Genomic DNA, 25,803 nt, shown 5'->3' with positions numbered 1-25,803 from the left:
ATGCATGCCTCCTGTGGAGTGAATGATGGGTGCCCCGAAGCGGCATATCGATACATTCAACCAGATCATCGACGAGAGCCATCCGCAGTTCGTCAGCGCCGTTGCGCGCGCGTTTTCATCCTTCGCTGCTTCGAATACGGTGCCCAACGCCTGGGCAATCAGGACATATCGCGCCAGACGGGCCTACCCAAGACCACCGTGTCGCGACTAGCCTTCACCCTGGAGTGACAAGGACTGTCCGCTACCTGGACAACTGGAGAAATGCATGAAAGCCATCGTCTGTGAAACCTGGGGCCCGCCTTCCTCACTGCAACTGCGCGACTTGCCTTCGCCTGTTCCCGGTCCCAGACAAGTGCTGGTGCGAACACGGGTCGCGGCCGTCAACTTTCCTGACGCGCTGATCGTGGCGGGTAAGTACCAGGCCAAGCCGGCTTTCCCGTTTTCGCCTGGCGGCGAGTTGTCCGGCGAAATCATCGCCGTCGGTGCTGAGGTCAAACACCTCGCGATCGGCGACAAGGTGGTTGGATTGACCCAGTACGGCGCGTGGGCACAGGAAGTGGCCGTCGATGCCACGCGCGTGGTACCGCTGCCAGCCGACATCGGCGATGACGAACTGGAGCTGGCCGGCAGCTTCATGCTCACGTACGGCACCTCGCTGCACGCGCTGAAGGACCGCGCCAACGCACAATCCGGCGAAACCCTGCTGGTGCTCGGCGCAGGCGGCGGCGTTGGCTTGGCGGCGGTAGAGCTTGGCAAGCTGCTCGGCATGCGCGTGATTGCAGCGGCGTCCACCATCGAGAAGCTTGCCGCCGCCAGCGAGCACGGTGCCGACGAATGCATCAATTACAGCCACGAGGATCTGCGCGAACGCATCAAGGCACTGACCGAAGGCCGCGGCGTCGACGTGGTGTACGACCCGGTCGGCGGGAATTTCACCGAGCCGGCGCTGCGCAGCGTGAATTGGCGTGGCCGCTACCTGGTGGTGGGCTTTGCCACAGGCGACATCCCCAAAATTCCGGTTAATCTTCTGTTGCTCAAGGGCAGCGCCTTGCTTGGTGTGTTCTGGGGGGAATTCGTGCGCCGCGAACCGACATTGAACGCGAAGAACATCGGCCAGCTGATGGGCTGGCTTCACGAGCAGCGCATCCACCCGCTGATCTCCCACCGCTATTCGCTGGCGCAGGCACCGCTGGCACTGGACGCCCTGCTCGGGCGCGAGGCGATCGGCAAGCTGGTGGTGCTGCCGCAAAAGGTCGATTGAGCCGTCGTCACGTCCAACTATGCGCATCCCCAGGGAGGGGACATGCCGATGAAGAATTTTCCCCACTGGCCGCCCGGCCTGCCGCCGGACCTGGAACTGCCACAAACGTCGCTTTACTACAATCTTGAAGTGGCGGCGACGAGCTATCCCGAACGCACCGCCACCGCCATTGCCTTTACGGCAACCTCATCAGTTATGCCGAACTGAAGCGCCAAGTCGACGCGCTGGCCGGCCATCTTCGCGCGGTCTGCGGTGTAAGCCAGCGCCCTCACCAGCGCGGCGGCCCAGACCACATCGATCTCCGCCGGCAGGCCGAGTGTAAGCGGTAAATGAGCGGTGTTGTTGCCTAGCCGGCGTCGATGGCGTAAAGATCCGAGCGCAGCGGGTTCTCGGCAAAGTGCTGTTTCCACTGGGGTGCCAATCGGAGCAATACCGACTACCTCATTCGTTGCCTTGGAATACCGGTTCCTCAGATCGAGCAGGAGAACTTCATCGCTGGAAGCATGTTCTGGCTTCGCTCGGCCTGCCCGAAACCGAAGCAGCAACCTATTCGTACGCCCTTCGCAGCGGCTGACGGCGCACCCCGGGCAGCGATCGAAAACAGCCCATTTCGTACGATCGTTTACTGGCAGGTACAATGGGCAGTTTTTCCCCGGCAGGGGCGACTCACACGGTCAAGGAACCACAGATGAAGATTCTGGTCGGCTACAAGCGTGTCGTGGACTACAACGTACGCATCCAGGTGAAGCCCGACGGTAGCGGCGTCGTCACCGACGGCGTCAAGCTGTCCGCCAATCCGTTCGACGACATCGCGCTGGAAGAAGCCCTGCGCCTGCGCGAAAAGGGTGTAGCCGCGGAAGTCATCGTGGTCGGCATCGGCCCGGCCGATCTCACCGCGCATCTGCGCAATGGCCTGGCCATGGGCGCCAACCGCGCCATCCATGTGGTCACCACGGACGCCGTGCAGCCGCTCACCGCCGCACGCATCCTGCTCAAGCTGGTCGAGAAGGAACAGCCCGGGCTGGTCATCCTCGGCAAACAGGCGATCGACGACGATGCCAACCAGACCGGCCAGATGCTGGCCGCGCTGTGGGATCGCCCGCAGGCCACCTTCGCCGGCAAGGTCGAGATCGCCGACGGCAAGGCCACCGTCACGCGCGAGGTCGACGCCGGCCTGGAAGTGATTGAGGCCGAACTGCCCGCCGTGATCACCACCGACCTGCGCCTGAACGAGCCGCGCTTCATCAAGCTGCCCGACATCATGAAGGCCAAGGCCAAGCCGATCGACACGATCGAGTTCGGCACGCTCGGCGTCGAAGCGCACGACCACCTCAAGACCACCCACTACGCGGCTCCGGCCAAGCGCAGCAAGGGCGTGATGGTGAAAGACGCCGCCGAACTGGTCGCCGCGCTCAAGCAGAAAGGCCTGCTGTAAACCCTAATTTCCCTTGTAGGAGCCCACCCTGTGGGCGATGCTTTTTCTACCCACACCCAAGAGCATCGCCCACCAGGTCGGCTCCACAAAAAACGTTTCGGAGACACCCATGAGCAAGATCCTAATCATCGCCGAACACCTCGGCGGCAAACTCAACTCCGCCACCGCGCGCGCCGTGAGCGCCGCCATCGCGGTCAAGCCCCAGACTATCGACGTGGTAGTGCTGTCCGATGCCCCCGACGCGATAGCCGCTGAAGCGGCAAAGATAGAAGGCATCAGCAAGGTGCTCACCGTCGCCAAGCCCGAGAACGCGCATGCGCTGGCCGCGGTGCTCGCTCCGCAGATCGCCAAGGCCGCCGCCGGCTACAGCCACGTCTTCGCGCCCTCCACCACCTTCGGCAAGGACCTGGCACCCCGCGTCGCCGCCCTGCTCGGTGTGGCCCAAGTCAGCGACGTGATGAGCGTGGAAGCCAGTCACAGCTTCAAACGCCCGATCTACGCCGGCAACGCGATCATCACGGTCGAGGCGAATCCCGCCCACACCGTGGTCGCCACCATCCGCACCGCTTCCTGGTCCGCCGCCGCCAGCGGCAGCGGCAGCGGCAGCGCACCGATCGAGGCAATGAGCATCGACGCCACGCTGCCCACCCACACCCGCTTCGTGGCATTGCAGCAAGGCACCAGCGACCGCCCCGACCTACAGAGCGCCAGCAAGGTCGTCTCCGGCGGTCGTGGTGTCGGCTCCAAGGAAAACTTCGACATCATCTACAAATTCGCGGACAAGATCGGAGCCGCCGTGGGCGCCTCGCGCGCCGCGGTCGACGCCGGCTACTGCCCCAATGAAATGCAGGTCGGCCAGACCGGCAAGATCATCGCCCCCGAGCTGTATATGGCCATCGGTATCTCCGGCGCGATCCAGCATCTCACCGGCATCAAGGACGCGGGTACCATCGTCGCCATCAACAAGGACGGCGAGGCACCGATCTTCGAAGTGGCCGACTTCGGGTTGGTGGGGGACTTGTTCAAGATCATTCCGGAGCTGGAACAAGCGCTGGGGTGATCCACCGTCGGCTCGAAAGTGCGATCCCCGTGGCTTATACCAGTTCTTCAACGAGCTCACCGACGATACAAAAATTGACTGCGATGTTTTTCCACCAAAACATTGCCTCCGCTAACAGACAGTGGTACGCCAATGAGTGACCAAGTGTAGAGCATCCGATGCTGTCGGCGCTCTGCCGCAGCGGCTAAAACCGTGGGCGAAAAGCAGACAGCCCTGCCCGTCAGGTCGAGCAAACAGGACCGTCAGGCATGATGCCACAGGACGCCCGTTATTGACGGTCGAGCGAGGCCCACCGTCAACCGATTGAGATAGCATCTTGAAGCTCTCGGCCGTGGCCCCGGCGCTAAGCCCTTCAAACTTGCAGCATGCCGCCGTCGATAAAAAGCTCGGTGCCGACAATGAACCTGCTCTCATCAATGGCCTGGAACAAAGCGGCAGCGGCCACTTCTTCCGGGCGTCCAAGACAGCCCACGGAATTTTGGCGATCAATTCCCGGCGCACGTGCTGCGGCGTTGCGGCCATCATTTCTGTATCGACCGCTGTCCTCGGCCGTGGCCGGCCGCTCGCTGATCGACACTGCACCAACAATCCGTCCGCGGTTGTCTGACTTCAGGGTATGGTCGCCAGGCCCAGTACGACAACGTCGCCGCTTTCACACCGTGCTCAGCGCCGTACGCCGCCCGCGTCAGACCGCTGCTCCGCCACCGGCGGACATGCTCTGCCCATGACGCACCTTGCTCATCGCCATCGCTCCCATCCTCGCCGTGAAAAAGCCAGCGTGATGGGCTCATACAGCCGCGACAAGATGGCTACGGCAGACGCTTACCGCCCCGCGGCGACCTATGCCGACTTCGACGAAGCGCTGACCTTGATTCTCGACAACGATCTCTCGCAAGAGAAAATAGAAAAAGCGATCATTTGCGTGATCAAGGGGTTGGACAAACCGCTTCGCCGTGCACCAAAGGGTAAAGCGCGTGGAACATGCAACAGCGCGGCGTCACGGAAGCTGTGTGCAAGCAGTTCAGGACCGGCGTACTGCGCAATGCTCGGCCGCGCAACTCAAGGCCGCGCCCCGGCGCTGGCTGAAAAACGGCACGCCGAGCCGAGCCGCCTTTGTCGGCAACACGACTCAGGATCTGGCGGGCTTGACCAGCGTGGACTTGCAGGCGCTGGCCAGCTGATCTCCCGGTGTCGGCGCTGACGCGGGTTACAGTTCCTTCGGCGGCGTCAGATAAGCCGCGCCGGCGCCCAGCGTTTGTCGGCTTTTCCTGATTTCCATGCGGGCGATCGACTGCAGGTGCACTTCGTCCGGACCGTCGGCGTAACGCAGCGCCCGGCCCCAGGTCCAGTGGTCGGCCAGCGGCGTGTCGGGACTGATCCCCATCGCACCGAAGGTTTGCATGGCGCGGTCGCAGACGGTCGTGTGAACCGTGGGCACCAGCGCCTTGATCATCGAGATTTCCTTGCGCGCTGCCTTGGCGCCGACGTGGTCGATCATCCAGGCGGTTTTCAAGACCAGCAAGCGGGCCTGATCGATCTCGATCCGCGAACGGGCGATCCACTCGGCAACGATGCCGTGTTGATGCAGGTACTTGCCAAAAGTCTGGCGTTCCAGGGCCCGCTCGGTCATCAACTCGAGCGCCAGTTCCGCCGCACCGATCGAGCGCATGCAATGGTGAATCCGGCCCGGTCCCAGCCGTGCCTGCGCCAGCGCAAAGCCACTCCCCTCCTCGCCCAGCAAATTGGCGGCGGGCACGCGCACATTGCGGAACACGATCTCGGAGTGCCCCTCGGGCGCGTGATGGTTCATGACGTCGATGTTGCGGACGATCCGTACGCCGGCGGTGTCCGGCGGCACCAGGATCATGCTCTGCTGTCGATGGGGTTCGGCGGCCGGGTCGGTCTTGCCCATCAGGATAAAAATCCTGCAATTCGGGTGGGCTGCATTGGTGATGAACCACTTGCGACCATTGATCACATAGTCGTCGCCGTCGCGCGCAATCGAGGTCGTGATATTGGTCGCATCGGAGGATGCCACGTCCGGTTCGGTCATCGCGAAGGCCGAGCGAATCTCGCCGTCGAGCAACGGCCGCAGCCACTGCTCGCGCTGCGCCGGGCTGGCAAACATATGCAGCAATTCTATATTGCCGGTATCCGGCGCGCTGCAGTTGAACACTTCCGAGGCCCAGGCGATGCGCCCCATGATTTCGGCCAGCGGCGCGTATTCGATATTGCTCAAACCGGTTCCGGGTTCACCCTCTGCTAGATGGGGCAGGAACAGATTCCACAGCCCTTCCGATTTCGCCAGTGCCTTCAAATCTTCCATGAACGACACGGGAAAGATACCGGCATGGACTTCCTCGTTGTACTGGCGCACGCGCGGCAGGATATGTTGATCCATGAAATTTCGCACGCGGGCGCGCAGGTCTTCCACCTTCGTCGAATATCCAAAATCCATGATGCTTCCTTTATCAGGTTGGTTACCCGCCATCGTCGATGGCGGGTTTGGCTGCCGACGTTACGATGCGATCAATAGGCGGATACGCCGCCATCGACTGCGATCGCCTGGCCATTCATATCGACAGCTCGCCGGCACCACCTATCGGGTTCCGGCGCTTAGTCGGTGGTGTCCCGTGACGGCGCCACGCCCGCCGAGAGGATGACGAAGCATGGACCGGCCAACGTCCACGCTGCAAACCACTGGTGACGGTAGCCGCCGGAGTCCGATGGGCGTGCACCCGTTAGACGGTGACTCAGCAGTTTCGCTTCAGCCCGCCTCACGATAACTCTTGCGCAACGCATTCTTGTCGAGCTTGCCAACGCTGGTCTTGGCCAGAGATTCGACGACGAGGACCCGGTCCGGCACCGCGTACTTCGGGATCGTCCCCTTGCGGGCCAAATCAGCGAGGTACTGGCGAATCGCCTCCGGGTCCAGAGTCGTGCCGGCGCGGGGGACGACCAGCACCAACGGGCGCTCGCCCCATTTTTGATCCGCGATGCCAATGACTGCAGCCTCGCCGACGCCCGGACATTGCGAGGTCAAATCCTCGAGCGTCAGCGAACTGATCCACTCGCCGCCCGACTTGATCATGTCCTTGATGCGGTCACGGACTTGCAACCGACCGTGGCTGTCGATCGTGCCGATATCGCCCGAGTGCAGGTAGCCACCCTTCCACAGCTCCTCCGAATTCTCGGGCTCCTTGAAATACCCTTGCGTCAACCACGGGCTGCGGAAAACAACCTCCCCCGGCGAATGGCCATCATGCGGCTGAGGGTGCATGTCCGCGTCGACGATACGCACGTCGCACAACGGGAGCGACTGACCAGCGAGCACGCGCAACGCAGTCTGGCTGTCGATATCGCCCGCGAGTTCGATGCTGCTCAGATTCGCGCCCGTCTGGATGGGCGCGGTCTCGCTCATGCCGTAACCCGCGATGACGTCCATACCGCGCTCCAATGCCATCCGGCACAGCCCCTGCGGCATGGCCGAACCGCCAACCGACATCTTCAATCGCGACAGGTCGGTCTCCATGGAGTCCGGGTGCGTCAGCAGCATGTGCAGGATGCTCGGCACGCAGTGCGTGAGCGTCACGCCTTCATCGCGAATCATGTTCAGCAACGCCCCCGCCTCGTAACGGCCGGGATAAACCTGCTTGAGCCCAAGCAACGTCGCCACGTAGGGCATACCCCAAGCGTGGACATGGAACATGGGGGTCATCGGCATGTACACATCTTCGCGATGGATGCGCCCGTGTACGGGCGCCGTACCAAACCAGCTGGCGACGCACAGCGTATGCAGCACAAGCTGGCGATGGCTGAAATAGCAACCCTTGAGACGCCCCGTCGTGCCGCTGGTATAGAACGTGGTGGCCCGGGTGTTTTCGTCGAAATCGGGAAAGTCGTAGTCCGCGCTGGCGGCGGCCAGCAACGCCTCGTATTCGCCAACGGCGCCCAGGTCACTGACAGGCTGAGCAGCCCCATCATCGCGCATGAGGACGAACCGGACATCCTTCTCCAGCCTGTCGCGGATATCCGCCAGGAGTGGCAGGAATTCCACGTTGACCAGAATGACATCGGCGCCCGCGTGATTGAGCGTGTACAGCACCTGCTCGGGCGACAACCGGACATTTACCGTCTGCAGCACGCAACCCATCATGGGGATCGCGAAGAAGCACTCGAAGTAGCGATGGCTGTCCCAATCCATCACCGCCACGGTCATGCCAGGCTTGACGCCGATAGCGGACAAGGCGGAAGCCAGGCGACCGAGACGTGCGTAGGTTTCGTGATAACGGAAGCGACGGTGCCCGCGATAGACGATTTCCTGTTCCGGATTGTGCGCCAGGGGCGTAATCCAAAGCTGTTTGATCAGGAGTGGGAAATCGTAAGCTGAGGCGGTGCGTTCAACCGGGTTGCCGATGTCGATATACATGCTATTCAAACTCAATCTACGAGACAGTCTAATTCTACGTCGCGATACAAAGGCTGGAGCCTCCAAAAGAGCCGCGGCGGTTCAGTTCGCGTAACCGTCAACCATGCGCTTGCAGGTATTCCGGTAGTCGCTGATCAGGCGCTCACACAACGCTCCGGCGGGAACAATGTCGTCAATCTGTCCGACGCCTTGGCCAGCCGACCAGATATGGCGCCAAGCCTTGGAGCCGTTCAATTCTTCACCAAGGTCGATCCCGGTCTTGAGTTCGAGATTATCCGGATCCAGCCCCGCGCGAAGCAGCGACGGGCGCAGGAAACTTGCCGGCACACCCGAGACGGCTGGCGTGTAGACAACATCCTTGGCCGTGGAGTCGACCAGCATCTGCTTGTACTGCGGCGATGCGGAGGATTCCTCAGTGGCGATGAAACGCGTGCCGAGGTAGGCGAAATCTGCGCCCATGGCGATCGCAGCGGCGATCGACGCCCCCGAGCTGATGCACCCGGACAGGATGATGTAGCCATCGAAGAAGCGACGGATTGCCGGCACCAGCGCGAACGGACTCAGGGTGCCGGCGTGGCCACCAGCGCCGGCACAAACCGGGATCAGACCATCCACGCCAGCGGAGGCGGCCTTGTGCGCGTGTCTGAGGTTGATCACATCGTGAAAGACCAGCCCGCCGTAGCCGTGCACCGCATCGACGACTTCATGCACGGCGCCCAGTGAAGTGATCACGAGCGGCACTTTGTACTTGACGACCTGTTCCAGGTCCGCCTGCAGGCGGCTGTTGGTCTTGTGCACGATCAGGTTCACGCCGTAGGGTGCGTCGCTTTCGGTGAGTACGCGGTTGAGGCTTTGCAACCAGGAGACGAGGCCCTCGGTACTGCTCTGATTGAGCGCGGGAAAGGTTCCGACCAAACCTGCCTTGCAGGTGGCGGCGACGAGCTCCGGGTTGGAGACGAGAAACATCGGCGCGGCAATCGCGGGAATCTTGACGCGACCTTGCCACTGGCGCGGCATGCTCATTGATCATTTCCCCTTGAAGTTGGGTTTGCGCTTTTCCATGAAGGCAGTGGCACCCTCGACGAAGTCCTGCGAGTGGCCGCACTCACGCTGCAATTCACCTTCCAGCATCAACTGAGAACTCAAGTCATTCTGCGAGGCGGCGTAGATGGCCTGTTTAATACGGCAAATGGCGATAGACGGGCCATTGGCCAGTTTCTCGGCCATGGCCGTGGCAGCATCCAGCAGCGCCTCGTCGTCCAGTACCTGCCAGATCATGCCCCACGCGGCAGCCTGCTCGGCGCTGATCTTCTCGCCCAGCAAAGCCATGCCCATGGCGCGTTGCGAGCCGGTATTGCGCGCCAAAATCCAGGTACCGCCTGCGTCTGGAATCAGGCCGACGTTGACGAACGCCTGCAGAAACCTGGCCGAGCGTGCGGCGAGCGTGATGTCCGCCATCAGCGCCAGCGAACAGCCCGCACCGGCGGCGACACCGTTGACCGCACAAATGACGGGCTTCGGCATGGCGCGCATATGGCAGATGAAAGGGGCATACCACCTCTCCAAGGTCTTCTCAAAGTCGACGCGGCCCTTGGCATCGCGTGGCAGATTCTGACTGGTGGAAGGCGTCAGGTCAGCGCCCGAGCAGAAGCCTTCGCCTGCGCCGGTGAGCAAGACCGCACCAACATCGCCATCGGCTTCGGCTCTGCCCAACGCGTTATCCGCTTCCTCCAGCAAATCAGGCGTCAAAGCGTTGAGCACCTGCGGCCGGTTGAGCGTGAGCCGGGCGACCTTGTTTACCACCGTGTACTCGATGTTTCTGTAGTCCATTGCTCCTCCGAAAACCTTCGGCACGCGGGTCAGCGTTTCGCCGCCCCGATACGCATACACAATATCAACCCACGCGCACAACGCGCGGCGAACGTTGCGCGCAAACGTTCGCCGCCGTGCAACAGCCCAACCGGACACCGATGCCGCAGCCGCGTCGGAACGTTGCGCGCGGCGACCCAACCCAGCCGTCGCAGTCCGTGCGACCAGACAGCAACCATCAAACGGCAATTCCACGTACCAGCACCCGTTGCAACCCGGCACGTATCTCGTCGGTTATGGCCAGGGCCTTGCGGGCTTTGAGATCCAGCATGACTGCCACCTGCTCCGCCGTCGCCACCGCTTCTCCGGTCGCCACATCGAACATCCAATGACAGACGATGTAAGTCTTGTCGCTGAGACTCTTGATGCCACTTCGCAACGCGATGATGTCGCCGACGTGGGGCATTTGGCGGTAAACGAAGCGGTATTCCAGGGCTGCGCCACCCACGCCTCTGTGCAGGCGGTCTGCCTGACCGGTTGCAGCGAGCAGGTTGGGAAACGCGTCGGACACCACACCCATGCAGGAAGGCGTGGTCATGCATTTGTATTCGTCGCACATCGTACTTTTCACCTCGCCCAGATAGGTCAAAAACATCCCGTTCGACTCGGCTTCGGCAAGCGTCGGGGCCGGTCGCGGCTCCGTCAGAGCGAGACCGCGGGGTGCGGCGTATGGCGGCAGGTCGGCCCGAAAACTTTTTTCCACCGCGTCGCGTGCGGCGTCAGGCAGCACAAGCATGCGGCCGGTGTGTACATCCTGCAGTGCTACGTCAGTGACGAACGTCGCAGCGACTTCACCGGTACCGGTGTTTAGCATCTCCTCGTACACGCGCATGCGCCGCGAAGTCACCTCCAGTACGCCGGCGCGGATCGTCACGGGCGCACCAGGACGTTGTTCACGCAAGAATCGGATATGGTGCTGACCTACCCTCATCCGGACTTCCTGATCGTGTACACAGTCAGAACCAAGCCCCAGGCGTTGACCCAACCCGGACAATCCTTCAACGGCCATGGCTACGTAAAACTGCACATTCAGGTGCCCCATCATGTCGCAGTCCCAGCTGTTGACGCTGTTTCGGTAGACCACGGTCAAGCCTGCCACATCCCGCCTCCATCAACAAAATGATTTCGACGGGCAGCGGCGGACGCGACTGCCACGCCGGCGTCGGTAACTTGCATCCTTGAGCTGAAAGTACCGGCACACCGCCCCCAACGCCAGAAGATGGAGAAGCCGTCTTTAGCCGCTGCGCACAAGCAGGCCAGTCGACGGGGCCGTCCTGCGGCCGCAGCGGGACTCCTCCTGACTCGCACGCGCCGCATCCGCAACTGCCACCGTCCCGGCATCAGCGTTCTGCCACAGGATCAAAAGCCGTGGTCTCCACCTGGGCGGCTTGTGCCCGATCCAGAATCAATTGTTTTACTTTCTGGTGTGGAAACACATGGAAATTCCCGGCCTCCGCCGCGCGCAGCGTCATCTCCGCAATCTGCGATGCGGAAATCCGACCGTGGGCAACGGCGTAACGCAACATCTCTCCGTGCTGCCGCAGAGCCGGACTGGCCGGTATCGTTTCCGCAAGCGCCGGTGGCCGGTTGCGCTCGGCGTCGGCGATCCGTGTGGGGAAGAACGCCGGCGAAAGACAGGTGACGCCCACCTTGCCACCTGCCTTCTTGATATCGTTGGCGAGGGTCTCGGACAGCGCCACCACAGCGCACTTGCTGACGTTGTAGACGCCGCTGTCGGCCATGTTCATCCAGCCAGCCGCCGACGCCGTATTGACGATATGACCCTCGCCCTGGCGCAACATGATGGGCATGAACGTCCGGATGCCCCAGATCGCGCCAAACAGATTCACGCCCAACACCCACGTCCAATCGTCCACAGTCGATTCCCAGAGCGACCCGTGTGCGGCAACGCCCGCATTGTTGAACAACAAGTGGACCCCGCCGAAACGGTTCTCGGCAAGCGTCGCCAAAGCCTGCACCTGCTCCAGCTTGGAGACATCGGTCTGCCGCACCGCGGTCTCGACACCTGGCACTTCGGCGCGCGCAAGCTCGGCGGTACCCGCCATGCCGCCTTCGTCGACGTCGCCCAGCACCAGGCGCATGCCGCGACGCGCGCAACACAGCGCGAGTTCGCGGCCCAAGCCACTTCCGCCGCCGGTGATGACTGCCACCTTGCCACGCAATTCTTTCATCTCGATATTTCTCCACTGGCCGTGAGGCCTGCACAAGGCGGTGGCGCTAGCGATCGGCAACGCGCAGGAATTCGTTCATGTGCGCGGCTACCTCTGCAGGCGATTCCTCTTGCAGGAAATGGCCTGCCTCCACCTGGATCACCTGTAGATCCAGGAAGCACTCGTCCACGTGATTCAGGTATTCCGGAATGATGACCGGATCCTTGTTGCCATACATATACAAAGACGGCATCGGCCAGCGATGATCACGTATTGCGGCCCAGCGTCAGGCGTCATCGCGGAACGCTCGATAATAATTGGCTCCGCACGCAGGCGTCCCGGCAATACGGTAACAGCGCACGTATTCCTCGATGGCATCGGCGGGAAAGGCGCGCCCATTCCAGGCACGCAGGAAATAGCGCAACCACACTTCTTCGGCTCCCGGGATCATCACCTCAGCCAATCCCGGCGCCTGCTGAAAATGCCGGTACCAGTACTGCGACTGCCTCGCTCGCGCAGCACCCGGATCACCTCCCGGTTGCCCTCGGGATTGTCGATCACAGCGATGTTCAAAAGGATCAATCGGCGCACTCGCACCGGCATGGCCATGGCAATCTCCTGGGCGACAATGCCGCCCCAGTCGTGGCCCACCAGTTGGAAATCAAACGCACCCAGGGCGCCGAGAACCTCGACCACGTCCCGGGCAAGCTCGACCTTGAGGTAGTGCGCCAATCCCTCAGTTCGCTCGCTGTTGCCCAGCCCCTGCAGGTCGGGCGCGATGATCCGCAAACCCGGCCGAAGGTATCCCGCCAGGTGCTTCCAACAATACGAACTCTCCGGCCAGCCATGGATCATCACCAGCGGTCCTCCGGCCGCCTCGCCACCTTCACGGTAGGCGAACCGTCCACGCTGAGTATCCACGAAGTGCGGCTGGGAAATATTCATGGTCCACGTACTCCCTCGTTGTAGCGGCCCGCTTCCGGCGCTTGCACTCTCGCGCGAACTCCATACCTGGTTCGCGCGTTTGCGGACGTGTTCACGAACAGCCTGCGGCATCGGATTTATTGCGCACCGTGCAACGAAGTCAGTTCATCCGCGACACGCTGGTCGTGCTTCCGCATCAGTTCCTTCGCTTGTTTGATGGTCCACGGCCCGCGGTGGAGCGGCACTGAGAGCATGAAGAGAAGCGCGCCGACGACACAAACCCACAGCCACACCCGCCACTCGCCGTACACGGCAGTTACCGCTGTCTTGAATTGGGGAGAGCCGGTGTGCCCTTCCAACAGCGTGGTCGCGGAGGTGACGACAGCTGGAATGGCGAGGAATGAGATGAACGCGACAATACGAATGGTCCAACCCCAAATCGCGAGGCCCGTGGCCATCAGGGCCGGGTTGCGGGTCTCAATGGTCTCGGTATAGCCAGCGTAGAAACCGATGATCGCGACCCCGAACGACCCTGACATGAGCGCCGTGATGGTTGCCAGCTCACCGAAGCTCAAGGGCTTGCCCAGGTTGAACAGCAGGATCAGCTCACAGATGACGGTCAAAATGCCACCGACGATCATCCAGGGTTTGCGCAGCCCGGTCCAGTCGAACAGGAACCCGACAAGGAGCGATACCACGACGTTGGCACCCCACGCCCACGCGGCCACGGCGTTTGCCTGGCTCGCATTGAAGTGGAACGCGGTTGCATACAGGATGGGGCCAAACCCGACTAAGGTGAAATACAGCAGCAGCAACAAGGCGGACCCGAGCGCAGTACCGACAATGTCAAGCTTGAACAACTGATGGAATGGTTTGTCGAGATTGGCCTCAAACCCAACCGAAGCGCGCGCGTCGACCAAGATGCTCTCTTTCGCGCGAACCACCAACTGGTCCCGCAACTGCGGCGACAGTTCCTTCATGGCAAGCAATGCGATCACAAATGTGATCAAGCCGACGATTCCCGAAATCCGGAACTGGCTGGTCCAAGTATTCCCGAAGTGCTCCAGTGTTGCCGCCGCAACGATGCTGACAACCAGCGAGCCGGCGACCGGACCGCAGTTCCAAAGACCCATCGCCACCGCCCTTCGCGTTTGCGGGCTGAAGTCGCGCACCAGTGCCGGGGTAGCAACCAGCAACGTGCCCTCGACGAATCCAATGATGGATAGCACAACAGTCAATCCCCAACGATCGTTGGTCGCCGGTACGACAATGGCATTCAGAATTCCAACCACCAGCATGCCCCAGATGACGATGTTGACTCGGCCAAACCGGTCCGCGAAGCCGGCAGCCAGCGAGCCGAAGGCGCCGATCAGGTTGGTAATCCCGATCATGATCACCAGGAAGATGAACGACATGTGCAACTGCACGGCCAGCAGCGGTGACACGCCACCGACCGTGTACAGCTCGTAGTAAAGGACGATCGTTACGAGGATCGCGAGTGCGAGCTGTGAGTACCGCACCGAACCTTGCGGATAGCGGTAGAGTTTGCGGTCCCACAGCCAGCGTCCACGGCGCATGCCATGTGCATCCGGCCCGGGTGGTGAAGCGGACGCCGTCATGAGTGCATACCCACCGTGAATTGAGACATACCGTCAGTACCTTCCGGTTCAATCGTCGGTCGCGAGGTCGAGACCGACGGGTGCAGGCTGCAGGTCACTTGCCCTGGCGTCGATTTGAACGCCGATGGCCACCCATCGGGCAGCGTCGCCGACCTGGCAGTCCCAAGCATCACAGGTCCTCGCACAACATCAGGCGTGGACCGTAACCGTAGCCGGGGGCTTCCTCCATCCGCTCAACCAGGCCATCAGCGCCGGCAGCAACAACACTGCACCCAGCATATTGATGAAGAACATGAACGTCAGCAGCAAACCCATGTCCGACTGCAACTTGAGTGCCGAAAATATCCACGTGCCCACGCCCACGCTCATCGTGGTGGCGGTGAAGATGGCTGGCGCGCCGCGTTCCTTGAGCGCATGCAGGAAGGCATCCTGCAGCACCTTGCCTTGGCCAAGGTGATACTCCAGGCGATCGAAGATATAGATTCCGTAGTCCACCCCGACTCCGATCCCCAACGCGATCACCGACAGGGTCGAGATCTTCATGCCAATATCGAGCGTCGCCATCAACGCATTGTTGAGCAGGGCCACCAGCGCGAGCGGAATGAGAATGCACGCCACCGCGACAAACGAGCGAAACGTCAGGAGGCATATCAGCGCGATCGCGCTGAACAGCGCAACCAGCTCCATCGTGTCGGCATTGTCGACGGCTTCATTGGTTGCCGCCATGATGCCATCGTTGCCGGAGGCCAACAGGAAACTCATGTGCTCGGCGACCGGTACATACTTGGCGCTGGATTTGAACATCGTGTTCCACGCCTTGACCGCTGTGACGATACCCGCCAACGTGGTACCGCGGTGGTTGCTGGGAAACAACAGGATCTGCATCGCTGAGCAATCCGCATTCAGCAAGCCGCTGGAAGTCTCGACCTGAGACGTCGATTGAGCCAACACGTCACGATTGTGCGCGATGCTCTGCCACTTGATGTCACCCTCGTTGAAGCCTGCATTGCCAATCTTGGCTACATCGACCAGGGACATTGCACTCGCGACGCCCGGAATGCTACTCATCTTCCACTCGAACGCATCCATGGCGTCCATGATTCGATAATCGGCGCAGGCGCCGTCAATGCCATGGCTCTGCACGATGACCGACAATACGTCGACGCCAGTGCGGAAGTTGTCAGTGATCACGCGACTGTCGATGTTGTAGCGTGAATTCGCGCGTAACTCCGGTACTCCCGTACCGAGATCGCCGGTTTTCAGACCCGTGGCTCCCCACGCGCCAAGTCCGGTCAGCACCAGCGCAATGCCAATCACGACACCGCCACGCCGGCGCGTTGCAAAGCCCGACATGAATTGCCAGATTTTCTCGCTCCGGGATTCATCGCGAGTCAAGCGCCGCAGGTGATCGGGGTGAGCCGGCAAGTAGGAGAGCGCGATCGGCAACACCATCTTGTTGGTAATGATCATCAGGGTCACGCCGATGCTGGCCGTGATCGCGAGTTCCTGGACGATCTGAATCTTGATCAGCAAGATCACCAGGAAACCGAGCGCGTTGGTCAGCAGTGCCAGGACCCCCGGGATGAACAGTTGATCGAACGCTGTCCGCGAAGCCTGCAAACCACTTTCTCCGGCGATCGCGGCAGTACGCCAGGCGTTGGTCATCTGCACCGCGTGCGAAACACCGATCGCGAAGATCAGAAATGGCACCAAGAGTGAAAATGGATCGACGCCGAAACCGAACAATGGCAACACGCCGAGCAACCACAGCACCGGCAGCAGCGCGCAAAACAGCGCTATCAGTGCAAGCGCCGTGGACCGCGTGTACCACCGCAGCAGCAGCGCCGTGATCAAAAACGCGATGCCGAAAAATACAATCACCCCGCGAATGCCCGCAGCGATGTCCCCGACTTCCTTGGCAAATCCGATGATGTGAACCGTCACCCCGTCTTTGTCGCCCAATCGATCGTACTTGTCGCGTAGCTGTTCCAGGTTTTTCGCGATATTGATATCGTCAAGCTGCTTGCCGGTCTTAGGGTCGACATCCAGAAGCGACGCTGTGATCAACGCACCGTTCAGGTTGTTCGCCACCAGGTGCCCGACCAAACCCGCCTTCTCGACATTCTGGCGCACGGCAAGCAACTGTTGTGGAGTCCCCGCAAAATTTGCTGGCACCACGTTACCGCCGACGAACCCTTGTGGCGTAATCTCGATGAACCGGGTATTCGGCGTAAACAGTGACTGCACCGAAGTGCGATCGACGCCGGGGATGAAAAATACGTCGCTGGTGGCACCCTTCAACAGCTGCATGAAGCCTGGCTGGTAGATATTGCCGCGCTTCTTCATCAACGCGACGACGATGCGGTTGGCGCCACCGAAAGTATCCCTGTACTTGGTGAACGTGCGCATGTAGGAATGTTGCAACGGGATCATCTTGTTGAACCCAGGGTCCAACCGCAGATTGGTCGACGACCAGGCCAACCCCCCCGTGATCAACGCAAACAGCACCAACATCACAGGCCGGTGGTTGAACAGCAGCCACGAGAAAGCATTGACCACGTGGCGCGCAGGAGAAAGCTTTGTATCCGGCTTAGTCATCGGTGATCCCCGCCATTTGCCAAGGGCTTCACCGTTGCGGCAGGGAGCTGCAGCATGCTTGTCCCACCCACGCCAAACAACAGCAGACGCTGGTGATCCAGTACCAGTACCGCAGACAAAGTCCTGGCGCTGCTGCTGTTGACCGTGGCAAAATGCTGCCCTGCATCGTGGCTCACCAAGACCGTACCACCTGCGCCAACCAGCACTACGGTTCCAGCGCCAGTCGCCACGCCTCCCATCAGGGATGCTTGCCCGGTACCTTCCACCCGCAGCCAGTTCCGCCCTCCATCGACCGAGCGAAACACGTGACCGAGAAGCCCATACGCCAACAAACCGCCCCCCGGTACATCCAGTATCCCGAAGAAGGATCCGTCATAAGGCGTCGAGTCCACCCAGTCCTGTCCACCGTCATTCGAGGTATACAGATTGCCTGATTCCGCAGCAATCGCGAGCTGCTTCTGCCCAAACACCGTGATGTAGTTGAGGTGCCGATCGATATCCTTGCCGATGCTCCGCTGCTGCCAGCGCCGGCCGCCATCCTGCGTTACCAGTAACAATCCGTAGGCGCCGACCGCAAAGCCTTCGCGATCGTTGCGGAACAGCACATCGAACAACGGCTGCTCTTCTTTGGGCTCATAGCGCTGCTCGATCCAGGTTCTGCCTCCATCCGTGGTCGCCAGAATCAGCCCAGCGTGTCCAACTACCCAACCGTGCTGAGGGTCCGGAAAATCGACCGCAGTCAGCAGACCGCTGTGTGGCGCGTCGGCACGTCGCCAAGTTTTGCCTTCGTCATCGGAATAAATGATGTACCCGTGATCGCCGACCGCGCAAATACGCGTGCCAGCGCGGGTCGCACCGATCAACATCAGCTGTGCCAAGACGCTGGCAGGAACGAGATCCCCAGGTCGAACCACTGTCTCCGCCGGCAACTCCCGCGCCGCTTTTGAAGTGGCTGGTGGCGAGTCGGCACCCCTGGCCGCAGCGACCTGCAATAACATGCCCAAGACCAGCAACGCGGCTGTACCTGCGCGGGCGAACCGCTGGTGGAAGTTGTCCCCAATACTCGACTCTCGGCCGACACTCTCCACTGTGCTCTGCACTACAAAGTTCTCATCGAACACCGGACTGCCTCAGAGCCAGCGGTGTGAAATCGGCAGGAATGAACGGGGTCTTCACGTGGATCTTGTTGGAGTCGTTTACCAGCGAGTACGCAATATACCGACCGGCCTGCAGGTCATACATTACGTTCCCTATGGAACCCAAGGCGGGAATATCCCACTCTTGTATCGGATATTCTTCACCGACGCGCCACAAGTTACCCCGACCGTCATACGACTCGAGAGCCAGGATATTCCACGAGTCTTCATCCAGATAAAACGTCCGCTTGCCGTAAACATGCGACATCCCCTGCTTGAGCGTCGCCTGCACGACCCACACGCGATGAAGCTCGTAGCGGATATAGTTCGTATTGAGGTGCTTGGGCGTCAGCAGCTCCTTTAGAGTGACCGCATGGCTCGCCATCCGGTAGTCGTTGTACGGTACGTAGATTTCGCGTTTGCCGAGTAGTTTCCAATCGTAGCGGTCGGGCGACCCATTGAACATATTCCAGTCATCGGTGGTCCGCATCCCGTCGGAGTCCGTCCCCGGATTATCGTAGGCAACGTCTGGCGCGAGTCGCATGCGACGCTGGCCCGGATTATACGTCCACGCCTTGCGCTGCTGGATGGTCTGGTCCAGCGGTTCAAGGACCAACAGCACGTTGCCGGCCAACCGCGCTGGCCCGGTGACCGCCTCAATGAAGTAGCCAATGAGATTCTTGGCGCGATCTGCCGGCTTGATGGTCTGCGAGCCATAGTTGGTCATCAACCGATATTGAAAGTTGACCAACGAGTAGGCACCGCTACGCGTAACCGCCGCCTGTTCGTTGTTGGTCTCGTAACCCTCGCCATGATACGCAGTAAGCTGGTTCCAGATTACCTCCAGGCCGTTCTTCGGAATCGGGAACGGTACGCCGCCAGTGGTACCAATGACCCCGGAGCCATTTCCCGTCACCAATTTCGCGCGCCCGGTGGCTGCATTCGCAATGGATGCCTCGTACACACCTTGCGGGTACGCCGCAGTGCGATGCGTCAGGTAGATGATCATCTTGTAGTCCGGATACGTCTTGAACAATGCCAACTGCCCGACGGTCAGGTGATCCTTGTACTGATCAACGTTCGCCGAGGTAATCGTGAACAATGGCTTGTCGGCCGCGAACGGGTCTGGATACACGACACCGGGTTTGAAACCGGACACAACGTTCGCCGGCGTTGTGGTCAGCCCACCGGTCCACGCCGGAATCGTGCCGGCTGCGTTGCCCGCTTTCACGGCACCGTATGGAGTCAGCGTCTTGCCGGGCTCAGACGGAGCCGCGGAAGGGCTGCCGACTTGAGGTGCCGCATAGCCCAAACCTGCACAACCTACACCCAGCGCAAGCGCCATCACCGACCAGATCAATGTTTTGCCTCTCATTTTAAATCTCCTCTAGCTTGCGCGCCTAGAACGAATAGCTGATGGTGGCCGAAATGAAGTCCCGGTCTTTCAACCCGTTGGAGCCGGTATTGTAATAACTGGACTGACCAGGGGTTGGAATGGGGTCGATTCCGCTGTTGGACGTGTGGCCGCCAAGGAAATTCGTGTAAGCAATACCCGCGTGCCAATTGTTCAAATAATCGAAGTCGACGCCAAGAGTCACCGCCTTACTGCCCTGATTAAAATTGGGCCCATTGCCGGTAACATCCTGCGACCACGCCAAATTTGGCGTGACGTTGATGGAATGGAACAGATTAAGATACTGCAGCTGTGCAATTGCCCGGTAACCCCACGAAAACCTTGAGGTAAAACCCGTGGTTTGCAATGATCCTTTGGCAGTAAGGGCCGCGAGTGGTCCTGTAGGGCCGTAAAATGGCGCCAACAGGGGTAGCGTGGTGCCGCCGCCGGCAAATTTCAAATGATTTGGCAGATCCAGGTAGTCGGCGCCGAATTCGCCTAGTACCACCAGCTGGCTTGCGCCTAACCCCGGATCGGCGAGCAGCTTGGTCAGCGTAAATTGAAATTGATGCATCTTCACCCGACGATAACCGTGAATGATCGACCCACCAGGAAACGCAGCAAACTTAGGTGCAATCTCTGACGGTAACTCCATGCCGGACAGCACCAGCTCGGTTGCTGCCAGCTGAACCGGCATCCGCGGCCGATAGGTGTACTCGCCTTGTAGTGCAACGCCTAGCGGCAACGACGCGTTGAACGACGCGCCGAAGACGTTGATGCCGCCCGGATAGTCCGCGAAATAGTGTTCGGTGCCGTCATAACCCGGCACCGGAACTCCGACAACGCCCGCGATGAGGCCACTTCCCGGTGTTGCCTGATTTTGTTGCGCGACTATCGAGAGATACGGTATGTGGCTATCCAAATGCTCATAATACAGACCGAACTCCGCGTAGTTCAGCGCAGGCACGGTGTAGTGAGCCGCCAATCCGAACTGGTTCCATCCACTCGGTCGAGAGTCCGGAGCGCGGGTAATGAAGTTGTCTGAAGGAGTCGCGTTGTTAACGCCGCCGCCGGGTTCCCGCCCAAACGACAGGTACACGCGTTGCCCATAGTCGCTGAGCGCGTCCGTTTGCGAAAAGAATGCACCTTGTGGATCCAGCACCACCCGATGGAACGACGTCAACACGAAACCCGAAAGCGACAGGTTATCGGTGAGCCCCGCCGAAAAAGAGAACGCCGGGTTGGGCAAGAGCGCATCCTTGAGTTCCGAACCTGGTTGCCGCAGGCTATTCACATCGACTGCGTTGATCGCATTCAACCCGTTTTGGATGAAGGTCGATTCACCCCAGTTGATAACCTGCCTGCCCACGCGGACATTCACCAAGTGTCCGGATACGGTGAAATTGTCACTGACGAACGCGTCCAGTAATCGCGCTCGACTTATCAGAGCCGAGCGGCCTTGCGGACCGAACTTGTTCTTGTCGTGAGCAGTCTGAAAGTCGTGGAAGTAGTCGCCCCGCACGAACAATGTAAAGCTCTTGTATTTGAGTTGAAACTCCTCCCCGATCCGAGAGATCGAGTTGACCATATCGCCATTCTTGTAATTCAAGTCACCGATACCGACATTCGGGTCACGGCTGGTGCCGCCGCTGGCGATACTGATCAAACCTGGGCTCGGCCCCTGAGTACGCCACAGCGCGCCATAGCTCAAAGTAGTATCCAGGCTACCGCTAACGTCGTTGCCAAGATCGAATTTGGTGGCGCTCGCACATGGCATATAACCCGCAAACGCTAGTGCAGCGGCATATGCCGTCAATGTAAACATACGGCGACCTGCCGCAGAATTGCCTAGCAGCCTGTCGGACTTAGATGAGACATGCGCCTCGTACGTCGATTCTGTTGCAACACGAACACTCGAACTCCATTGGGGCGACCCGCGCCGACCATTTTGATCAATTTTTGACCAAAAAGGTGTCGGTTTTCTGTAAGTCCGACAGGCTGCTAGCCACGATCGTGTAGTTTTCATGTCAACTCCCCCTTTCACACGCTATATTCAATCGGAAGCAGTGGTTTCGCCGCTACACAGACACTCACCTTGCAGCGCGAAGCTGTCTCAACGTAACAAGTCAATTCAGGTTGTTCGCTATCGATCCAGGTCGCTTCATCTTCGATTCAAGAGATTAGTCATATAATAAATTGGACGAATAGCAACTACCCACGTGCCTATGTTTTGCTATCAAATCTGTATCCCATTTCCTACTGACGCTATCTGTGGCGTGTCAAGCGTCTCTTCATAACGAAAATACTAGATGACGCTTTCGAATACAAGACGTGGGTACAACGTCACCTGTAAAATTTCAACGTTTATGTAGACACCCATATGCCGTCATTTACTTTCTACCGCCACCCCACTTCCGCATGTCATTAATATGCAGAAATCCGCCGTTGCTTGATTCAGCGCAACGGAACCATTGCAGCAAGTTCGACGTAAATAATATTATTCGGTCATCCAGCCTTCATTTGAATTCGATATGCGTCCATGTGTCGTGTCGTAGTCCCGCCGCGAAATTCGAAAGACAATAGGCGTTTGAAATAGTGACCAATGCTTATCTCGTTGGTCATACCCATGCCTCCGTGCAACTGGATGGCCTGCTGCCCGATATAACGGACGGCCTGCCCCCATCAAGACCTTGGCAGCGGTCCAACACGGTGTTCCACACTTGCAGGTTGGAGTCCGCACAAGCGGATTGTGCTGTGTCAGGTACGCCGCCAGCAGCTCCGCGTCGAACGACAGCGCGTTCGGCGCCGGAGGGGGCTGTCGATGCAGTGCTCATGCCGCCATCTGCAACAGCTGGTCGCCGAGCACTTGGGTACCGCGGCGATGATGTTGCACTGGGCCACGTATTCCACTTCGCACTGCAGCTCCAGCGCATGCATGCGCCGGACCACGCGCGATGCCGGCAGCGTGCTGCGGGCATCGTTGTTGCGGTAGAGCATGGCAGCGGCCAGCGCGGCGTCGCTGCAGTGATAGCCGTCCAATCGGCTGAAGTAGGTGACTAGATGGCCGGCGCCGCAGAAGTCTTCCCGGTTGAAGCGCTCCTGCAAACCGACGCACCGCAATAATACCGGCGCATCCGGATGCGCGCGCGCCACATGGGCGACCACCGTGGCGCCATTCAACAGTGCGCCCACTATAGACATGTCTGGCTGCACTGGCGCGATGCAGGGCTGGCGTGCCGTTGGTGGTGCTGTAGACCAGCCGCCGTCCGCGCAGGCCGAGGCTGCCCAGTGCCAGCGGTGCAGCGGTGGCGAAATTTGGCAGGGCATCGGCCAGGAACTCGCCGGCCAGCACCGCGTCGGCGCAGTCCGCGCCGAGCCGCACGGCGTCGGCGTGGTCGTGCGCCGGCCACACGCTAGCCACCTCCTCGCCGAACGCGTGGACGATGGTTGAGGTGGCAAACAGGATGTCCAGGACGATCACCACCTTGTCCTGCAGGCGGGCCGGATCCAGTGCTTCCTGTTGCGGCAGTACGTGGAGCTTGGGCATGGCGTTCCATCAGGGTGTGGGAACGATTAAGTTTCGTATGGCAAAACTATATTTCTTGTTACGAGATGATGATAGCGATGCCACAAATCGAATGCAAGCGCAAACGTAAGTATATGATACATAGTCTATTATTAGTGCGTAGAACGAAAATATGAAGGAACTTTTGCGCTTGCGCAGGCTTTAGCTAGCGGACTAATATATCCATGTATAATGAAATGAGGTTTCATTTATGCGGAACAAAACTGCATCCTGATCATCTTCGGAAACGCCTTATGGATTTCTCCCACAGCCCCAAAGTCGAGGCCTTACGTGCCGACTCTCGGCGTTTCTTCGAGGACTTGATCTATCCCGCCGAGGCGCGTTACCAGCACGAGATCGAGGAGCACCGGCGCGCCGGTAACCCCTGGCAAACCAGCCAGGTGATTGAGGCGCTGAAGCCCGAGGCACAGCGGCGGGGTTTCTGGAATCCGTTCCTGCCGTACTCGGAGCGTGCGCCGCAGGGTTTGTCCAACCGGGAATACGCACCGCTGTGCGAGATCATGGGGCGGGTGCCGTGGGCGGCCCAGGTGTTCAACTGCTCGGCGCCGGACACCGGCAACATGGAAATCCTCGAGCGCTTCACCACGCCGGAGCAGCAGCTGCGCCGGCTGGATCCGCTACTGGCCGGCGAGATCCGCTCGGCGTTCCTGATGACCGAGCCGAACGTGACTTCGTCCGATGCTAGCAACATCCGCTGCTCGATCCGTCGCTACGGCGACGAGTACGTGATCGACGGAGACAAGTGGTTTTCCTCCGGCGCCGGCGATCCGCGCTGTGCGCTGTACATCGTGATGGGCCGTACCGATCCCGCCGCGAAGCCGGGCAAGCAGCAGTCCATGGTGCTAGTACCGGCCAGCACACCCGGTATCGAGGTGCTACGCGCGGTGCAGGTATTCGGCTACGACGGCGCTCTGCACGGACACATGGATATCCGCCTGCTCGGCGAGCGGGTGCCAGTGGAAAACCTGCTGCTGGGCGCCGGTCGCGGCTTCGAGATCGCACAGATGTCGACTCGGACCCGGCCGCATCCGCCATTGCATGCGCATCCTCGGCCTGGCCGAGCGCGCGCTGGAACTGCTGTGCCGGCGCGTGCAGTCGCGGGTGGCGTTCGGCAAGCCGATCAGCGATCACAGCGTGTGGCACGAGCGGATCGCCGAATCGCGTTGCCTGATCGAGTAGGCACGGCTGCTGACCCTGAAGGCCGCGGAAGGCCGCGTACATAATGGGCACAGTGGGCAACAAGATGGCGCGCGCCGAGATTGCGATGATCAAGGTGGCGACACCCACAATGGCCTGCCAGATCATAGACTGGGCCATCCAGGACCACGGCGGCGCCGGGGTCTGCGATGATTTTCCGCTCGCAGCCATGTATTCCCGTATTCGCACGTTGAGGCTTGCCGACGGGCCAGACGAGGTGCATCGTGCCACCATCGCGAAACTCGAGCTGGCGCGCTATGCGTTGCAGCCAGCCGCCACCTGAAGTGAACAAGGCAAGCACACATGGGTAATCCAAGGCGCAGCAACGATGCCTTCAGCAAGGCCGTCGATGCCGAGCATCCACAATTCGTCAGCGCGGTGGCACGAGCGTTCGCGATCCTGCGCTGCTTCGAGCACGGCGAGCATTACCTGGGCAATCAGGAGATCGCCAAACGTACCGGCCTGCCCAAGCCGACCGTGTCGCGATTCGCGTTCACGCTGTCCTCGCTCGGCTACCTGAGGTATTCGCCGGAACAGGAAAATTACGCGTTGGGCACGGGCGTGCTGGTGCTGGGCCGTGCGTTCTTGAAAGGCAACGACCTGTTGTCGATCGCCCGCCCGCTGATGCAGGAACTGGCGAAGTACACCCAATCGGCCGTGATGCTGGGTGCCGCCGACGGCTTGCGCATGGTGGTGATAGAAGTAGCGCAGGGCGATCCCACGTTCCAGATGAAACTGGAGACCGGTGAGCGTGTGCCGCATGGTTCCACCGCGCTGGGCCGGGCCGTCCTGGCCGCGCGGCCGCTGGAGGTGTTCGATGAGCGGTTGGCCGAACTCGAACGCGAGTGCGAGCCGGCGGCGTGGCCGAAGATTCGTGCCAGCATCGTGGGCGCGCGGCAGGAATACGAGAGCTACGGTTTCTGCTTCTCGCTGGGCGACTGGAATCCGGACGTCTATGCAATCGGCGTACCGATGCTCTCGGCCGACCGCACCCGCGTGCTGGCGTTCAACTGCAACGGGCGGATATCCATCATGACGCGCGAAAAGCTGATTCAGGACTTCGGCCCGAAGCTGGTAGCGCTGCGCAACACCGTCTACGAGGCCACCGAAGGCCGCTTTTGAGTT

Annotated in this window: 26 protein-coding genes and 2 pseudogenes; 9 read left to right on the top strand and 19 right to left on the bottom strand. The window is 60.4% G+C overall.

What is annotated here, in order from left to right; all coding sequences use genetic code 11:
* On the top strand, positions 1 to 228 hold the full coding sequence (locus LRK53_RS19460) for a helix-turn-helix domain-containing protein (RefSeq protein ID WP_081666671.1): 228 nt from the start codon (positions 1 to 3) through the stop codon (positions 226 to 228).
* Here the strand turns inward: LRK53_RS19460 and LRK53_RS19485 are convergent.
* Complete coding sequence (locus tag LRK53_RS19485; protein ID WP_484593361.1) at positions 159 to 308, bottom strand: OapA N-terminal domain-containing protein; 150 nt, start codon at positions 306 to 308, stop codon at positions 159 to 161. The genes LRK53_RS19460 and LRK53_RS19485 overlap by 70 nt on opposite strands.
* Between LRK53_RS19485 and LRK53_RS10690 the strand changes: the two genes are divergently transcribed.
* The 4 genes from LRK53_RS10690 to LRK53_RS10675 all read left to right on the top strand — a co-directional run bounded on the left by LRK53_RS10690 (position 266) and on the right by LRK53_RS10675 (position 3,756).
* Positions 266 to 1,261, top strand: a complete 996-nt coding sequence (locus LRK53_RS10690) for an NADPH:quinone oxidoreductase family protein (RefSeq protein ID WP_027493733.1) — start codon at positions 266 to 268, stop codon at positions 1,259 to 1,261. The two genes, LRK53_RS19485 and LRK53_RS10690, sit on opposite strands and share 43 nt — an antisense overlap.
* Positions 1,262 to 1,303: 42 nt before the next feature.
* Positions 1,304 to 1,468 carry a hypothetical protein gene (locus LRK53_RS10685; RefSeq protein ID WP_185754701.1) on the top strand — a complete coding sequence of 55 codons (165 nt, stop codon included), beginning with the start codon at positions 1,304 to 1,306 and terminating at the stop codon, positions 1,466 to 1,468.
* A 481-nt stretch (positions 1,469 to 1,949) separates the two neighbouring features.
* The gene (locus LRK53_RS10680) at positions 1,950 to 2,696 is read left to right on the top strand and encodes an electron transfer flavoprotein subunit beta/FixA family protein (RefSeq protein ID WP_027493732.1); all 747 of its coding nucleotides are present in this window, start codon (positions 1,950 to 1,952) and stop codon (positions 2,694 to 2,696) included.
* A gap of 109 nt (positions 2,697 to 2,805) precedes the next feature.
* On the top strand, positions 2,806 to 3,756 hold the full coding sequence (locus LRK53_RS10675) for an electron transfer flavoprotein subunit alpha/FixB family protein (protein ID WP_235642060.1): 951 nt from the start codon (positions 2,806 to 2,808) through the stop codon (positions 3,754 to 3,756).
* A gap of 352 nt (positions 3,757 to 4,108) precedes the next feature.
* Here LRK53_RS10675 and LRK53_RS19455 read toward each other — a convergent pair whose 3' ends face one another.
* Positions 4,109 to 4,246: an SDR family oxidoreductase gene (locus LRK53_RS19455; RefSeq protein WP_425504554.1), complete on the bottom strand. Its 138-nt coding sequence runs from the start codon at positions 4,244 to 4,246 to the stop codon at positions 4,109 to 4,111.
* Between the two features lie 133 nt (positions 4,247 to 4,379).
* A pseudogene (gene tnpA / locus LRK53_RS19450) lies at positions 4,380 to 4,547 on the bottom strand (IS66 family insertion sequence element accessory protein TnpA); the annotation flags it as partial.
* On the opposite strand from tnpA, the gene LRK53_RS10665 reads away from it, so the two are divergent.
* Positions 4,481 to 4,957, top strand: coding sequence for a hypothetical protein (locus LRK53_RS10665; protein ID WP_185754700.1), 477 nt, complete (start codon positions 4,481 to 4,483; stop codon positions 4,955 to 4,957). The pseudogene tnpA and the gene LRK53_RS10665 sit on opposite strands and share 67 nt — an antisense overlap.
* Positions 4,958 to 4,963: 6 nt before the next feature.
* On the opposite strand, the gene LRK53_RS10660 is transcribed toward LRK53_RS10665, so the two are convergent.
* The 16 genes and pseudogenes from LRK53_RS10660 to LRK53_RS19440 all read right to left on the bottom strand — a co-directional run.
* On the bottom strand, positions 4,964 to 6,214 hold the full coding sequence (locus tag LRK53_RS10660) for an acyl-CoA dehydrogenase family protein (protein ID WP_027493731.1): 1,251 nt from the start codon (positions 6,212 to 6,214) through the stop codon (positions 4,964 to 4,966).
* Positions 6,215 to 6,523: 309 nt separating this feature from the next.
* Positions 6,524 to 8,185: a fatty acid--CoA ligase gene (locus tag LRK53_RS10655; protein ID WP_027493730.1), complete on the bottom strand. Its 1,662-nt coding sequence runs from the start codon at positions 8,183 to 8,185 to the stop codon at positions 6,524 to 6,526.
* Between the two features lie 81 nt (positions 8,186 to 8,266).
* A complete protein-coding gene (locus LRK53_RS10650) occupies positions 8,267 to 9,208 on the bottom strand; it encodes an NAD(P)H-dependent flavin oxidoreductase (protein ID WP_027493729.1) in 942 nt (313 codons plus the stop codon).
* 3 nt (positions 9,209 to 9,211) lie between these two features.
* Positions 9,212 to 10,249: an enoyl-CoA hydratase-related protein gene (locus LRK53_RS10645; protein WP_235642058.1), complete on the bottom strand. Its 1,038-nt coding sequence runs from the start codon at positions 10,247 to 10,249 to the stop codon at positions 9,212 to 9,214.
* The gene (locus tag LRK53_RS10640; RefSeq protein ID WP_235642659.1) at positions 10,233 to 11,138 is read right to left on the bottom strand and encodes an acyl-CoA thioesterase; all 906 of its coding nucleotides are present in this window, start codon (positions 11,136 to 11,138) and stop codon (positions 10,233 to 10,235) included. Before LRK53_RS10640 ends, LRK53_RS10645 begins: the two co-directional genes overlap by 17 nt.
* 256 nt (positions 11,139 to 11,394) lie before the next feature.
* Positions 11,395 to 12,246 carry an SDR family NAD(P)-dependent oxidoreductase gene (locus LRK53_RS10635; protein ID WP_027493726.1) on the bottom strand — a complete coding sequence of 284 codons (852 nt, stop codon included), beginning with the start codon at positions 12,244 to 12,246 and terminating at the stop codon, positions 11,395 to 11,397.
* A 46-nt stretch (positions 12,247 to 12,292) separates the two neighbouring features.
* Positions 12,293 to 12,478, bottom strand: coding sequence for an alpha/beta fold hydrolase (locus LRK53_RS10630; protein ID WP_221174231.1), 186 nt, complete (start codon positions 12,476 to 12,478; stop codon positions 12,293 to 12,295).
* A 197-nt stretch (positions 12,479 to 12,675) separates the two neighbouring features.
* The gene (locus tag LRK53_RS10625; protein WP_221174230.1) at positions 12,676 to 13,170 is read right to left on the bottom strand and encodes an alpha/beta fold hydrolase; all 495 of its coding nucleotides are present in this window, start codon (positions 13,168 to 13,170) and stop codon (positions 12,676 to 12,678) included.
* A gap of 116 nt (positions 13,171 to 13,286) precedes the next feature.
* On the bottom strand, positions 13,287 to 14,726 hold the full coding sequence (locus LRK53_RS10620) for an MFS transporter (RefSeq protein ID WP_051257639.1): 1,440 nt from the start codon (positions 14,724 to 14,726) through the stop codon (positions 13,287 to 13,289).
* A gap of 231 nt (positions 14,727 to 14,957) precedes the next feature.
* Positions 14,958 to 17,366 carry an efflux RND transporter permease subunit gene (locus LRK53_RS10615; protein ID WP_051257638.1) on the bottom strand — a complete coding sequence of 803 codons (2,409 nt, stop codon included), beginning with the start codon at positions 17,364 to 17,366 and terminating at the stop codon, positions 14,958 to 14,960.
* Entirely contained in the window at positions 17,363 to 18,487 is a 1,125-nt protein-coding gene (locus LRK53_RS10610; protein ID WP_051257637.1) for a WD40/YVTN/BNR-like repeat-containing protein, read from the bottom strand. The genes LRK53_RS10615 and LRK53_RS10610 overlap by 4 nt, the downstream gene beginning before the upstream one ends.
* Entirely contained in the window at positions 18,477 to 19,877 is a 1,401-nt protein-coding gene (locus LRK53_RS10605) for a DUF1329 domain-containing protein (RefSeq protein WP_027493724.1), read from the bottom strand. The genes LRK53_RS10610 and LRK53_RS10605 overlap by 11 nt, the downstream gene beginning before the upstream one ends.
* Positions 19,878 to 19,902: 25 nt before the next feature.
* Positions 19,903 to 21,720, bottom strand: a complete 1,818-nt coding sequence (locus LRK53_RS10600; RefSeq protein ID WP_185754699.1) for a DUF1302 domain-containing protein — start codon at positions 21,718 to 21,720, stop codon at positions 19,903 to 19,905.
* Between the two features lie 680 nt (positions 21,721 to 22,400).
* Positions 22,401 to 22,517: a hypothetical protein gene (locus tag LRK53_RS19445; RefSeq protein ID WP_425504503.1), complete on the bottom strand. Its 117-nt coding sequence runs from the start codon at positions 22,515 to 22,517 to the stop codon at positions 22,401 to 22,403.
* A 135-nt stretch (positions 22,518 to 22,652) separates the two neighbouring features.
* Positions 22,653 to 23,096, bottom strand: coding sequence for a 2-phosphosulfolactate phosphatase (locus LRK53_RS10595; protein ID WP_235642057.1), 444 nt, complete (start codon positions 23,094 to 23,096; stop codon positions 22,653 to 22,655).
* Positions 23,097 to 23,151: 55 nt separating this feature from the next.
* A pseudogene (locus LRK53_RS19440) lies at positions 23,152 to 23,442 on the bottom strand (2-phosphosulfolactate phosphatase); the annotation flags it as partial.
* 272 nt (positions 23,443 to 23,714) lie between these two features.
* Here LRK53_RS19440 and LRK53_RS19225 point away from each other — a divergent pair.
* Genes LRK53_RS19225 through LRK53_RS10580 form a run of 3 tightly spaced genes read left to right on the top strand, consistent with a single transcriptional unit; the run spans position 23,715 to position 25,800 of the window.
* Entirely contained in the window at positions 23,715 to 24,704 is a 990-nt protein-coding gene (locus LRK53_RS19225; RefSeq protein ID WP_275113409.1) for an acyl-CoA dehydrogenase family protein, read from the top strand.
* Positions 24,705 to 24,712: 8 nt separating this feature from the next.
* Positions 24,713 to 24,961 carry an acyl-CoA dehydrogenase family protein gene (locus tag LRK53_RS19220; protein WP_255324909.1) on the top strand — a complete coding sequence of 83 codons (249 nt, stop codon included), beginning with the start codon at positions 24,713 to 24,715 and terminating at the stop codon, positions 24,959 to 24,961.
* Positions 24,962 to 24,981: 20 nt separating this feature from the next.
* Entirely contained in the window at positions 24,982 to 25,800 is an 819-nt protein-coding gene (locus LRK53_RS10580) for an IclR family transcriptional regulator (RefSeq protein WP_235642056.1), read from the top strand.
* Positions 25,801 to 25,803 lie beyond the last annotated feature (3 nt).

Origin of the sequence: Rhodanobacter thiooxydans (assembly GCF_021545845.1) — a bacterium.
In the GTDB taxonomy this organism is placed as follows: Bacteria; Pseudomonadota; Gammaproteobacteria; order Xanthomonadales; family Rhodanobacteraceae; genus Rhodanobacter.
The sequence above is the reverse complement of the archived record's forward strand: the minus strand, read 5'-3'. Positions and strand labels throughout refer to the sequence as shown.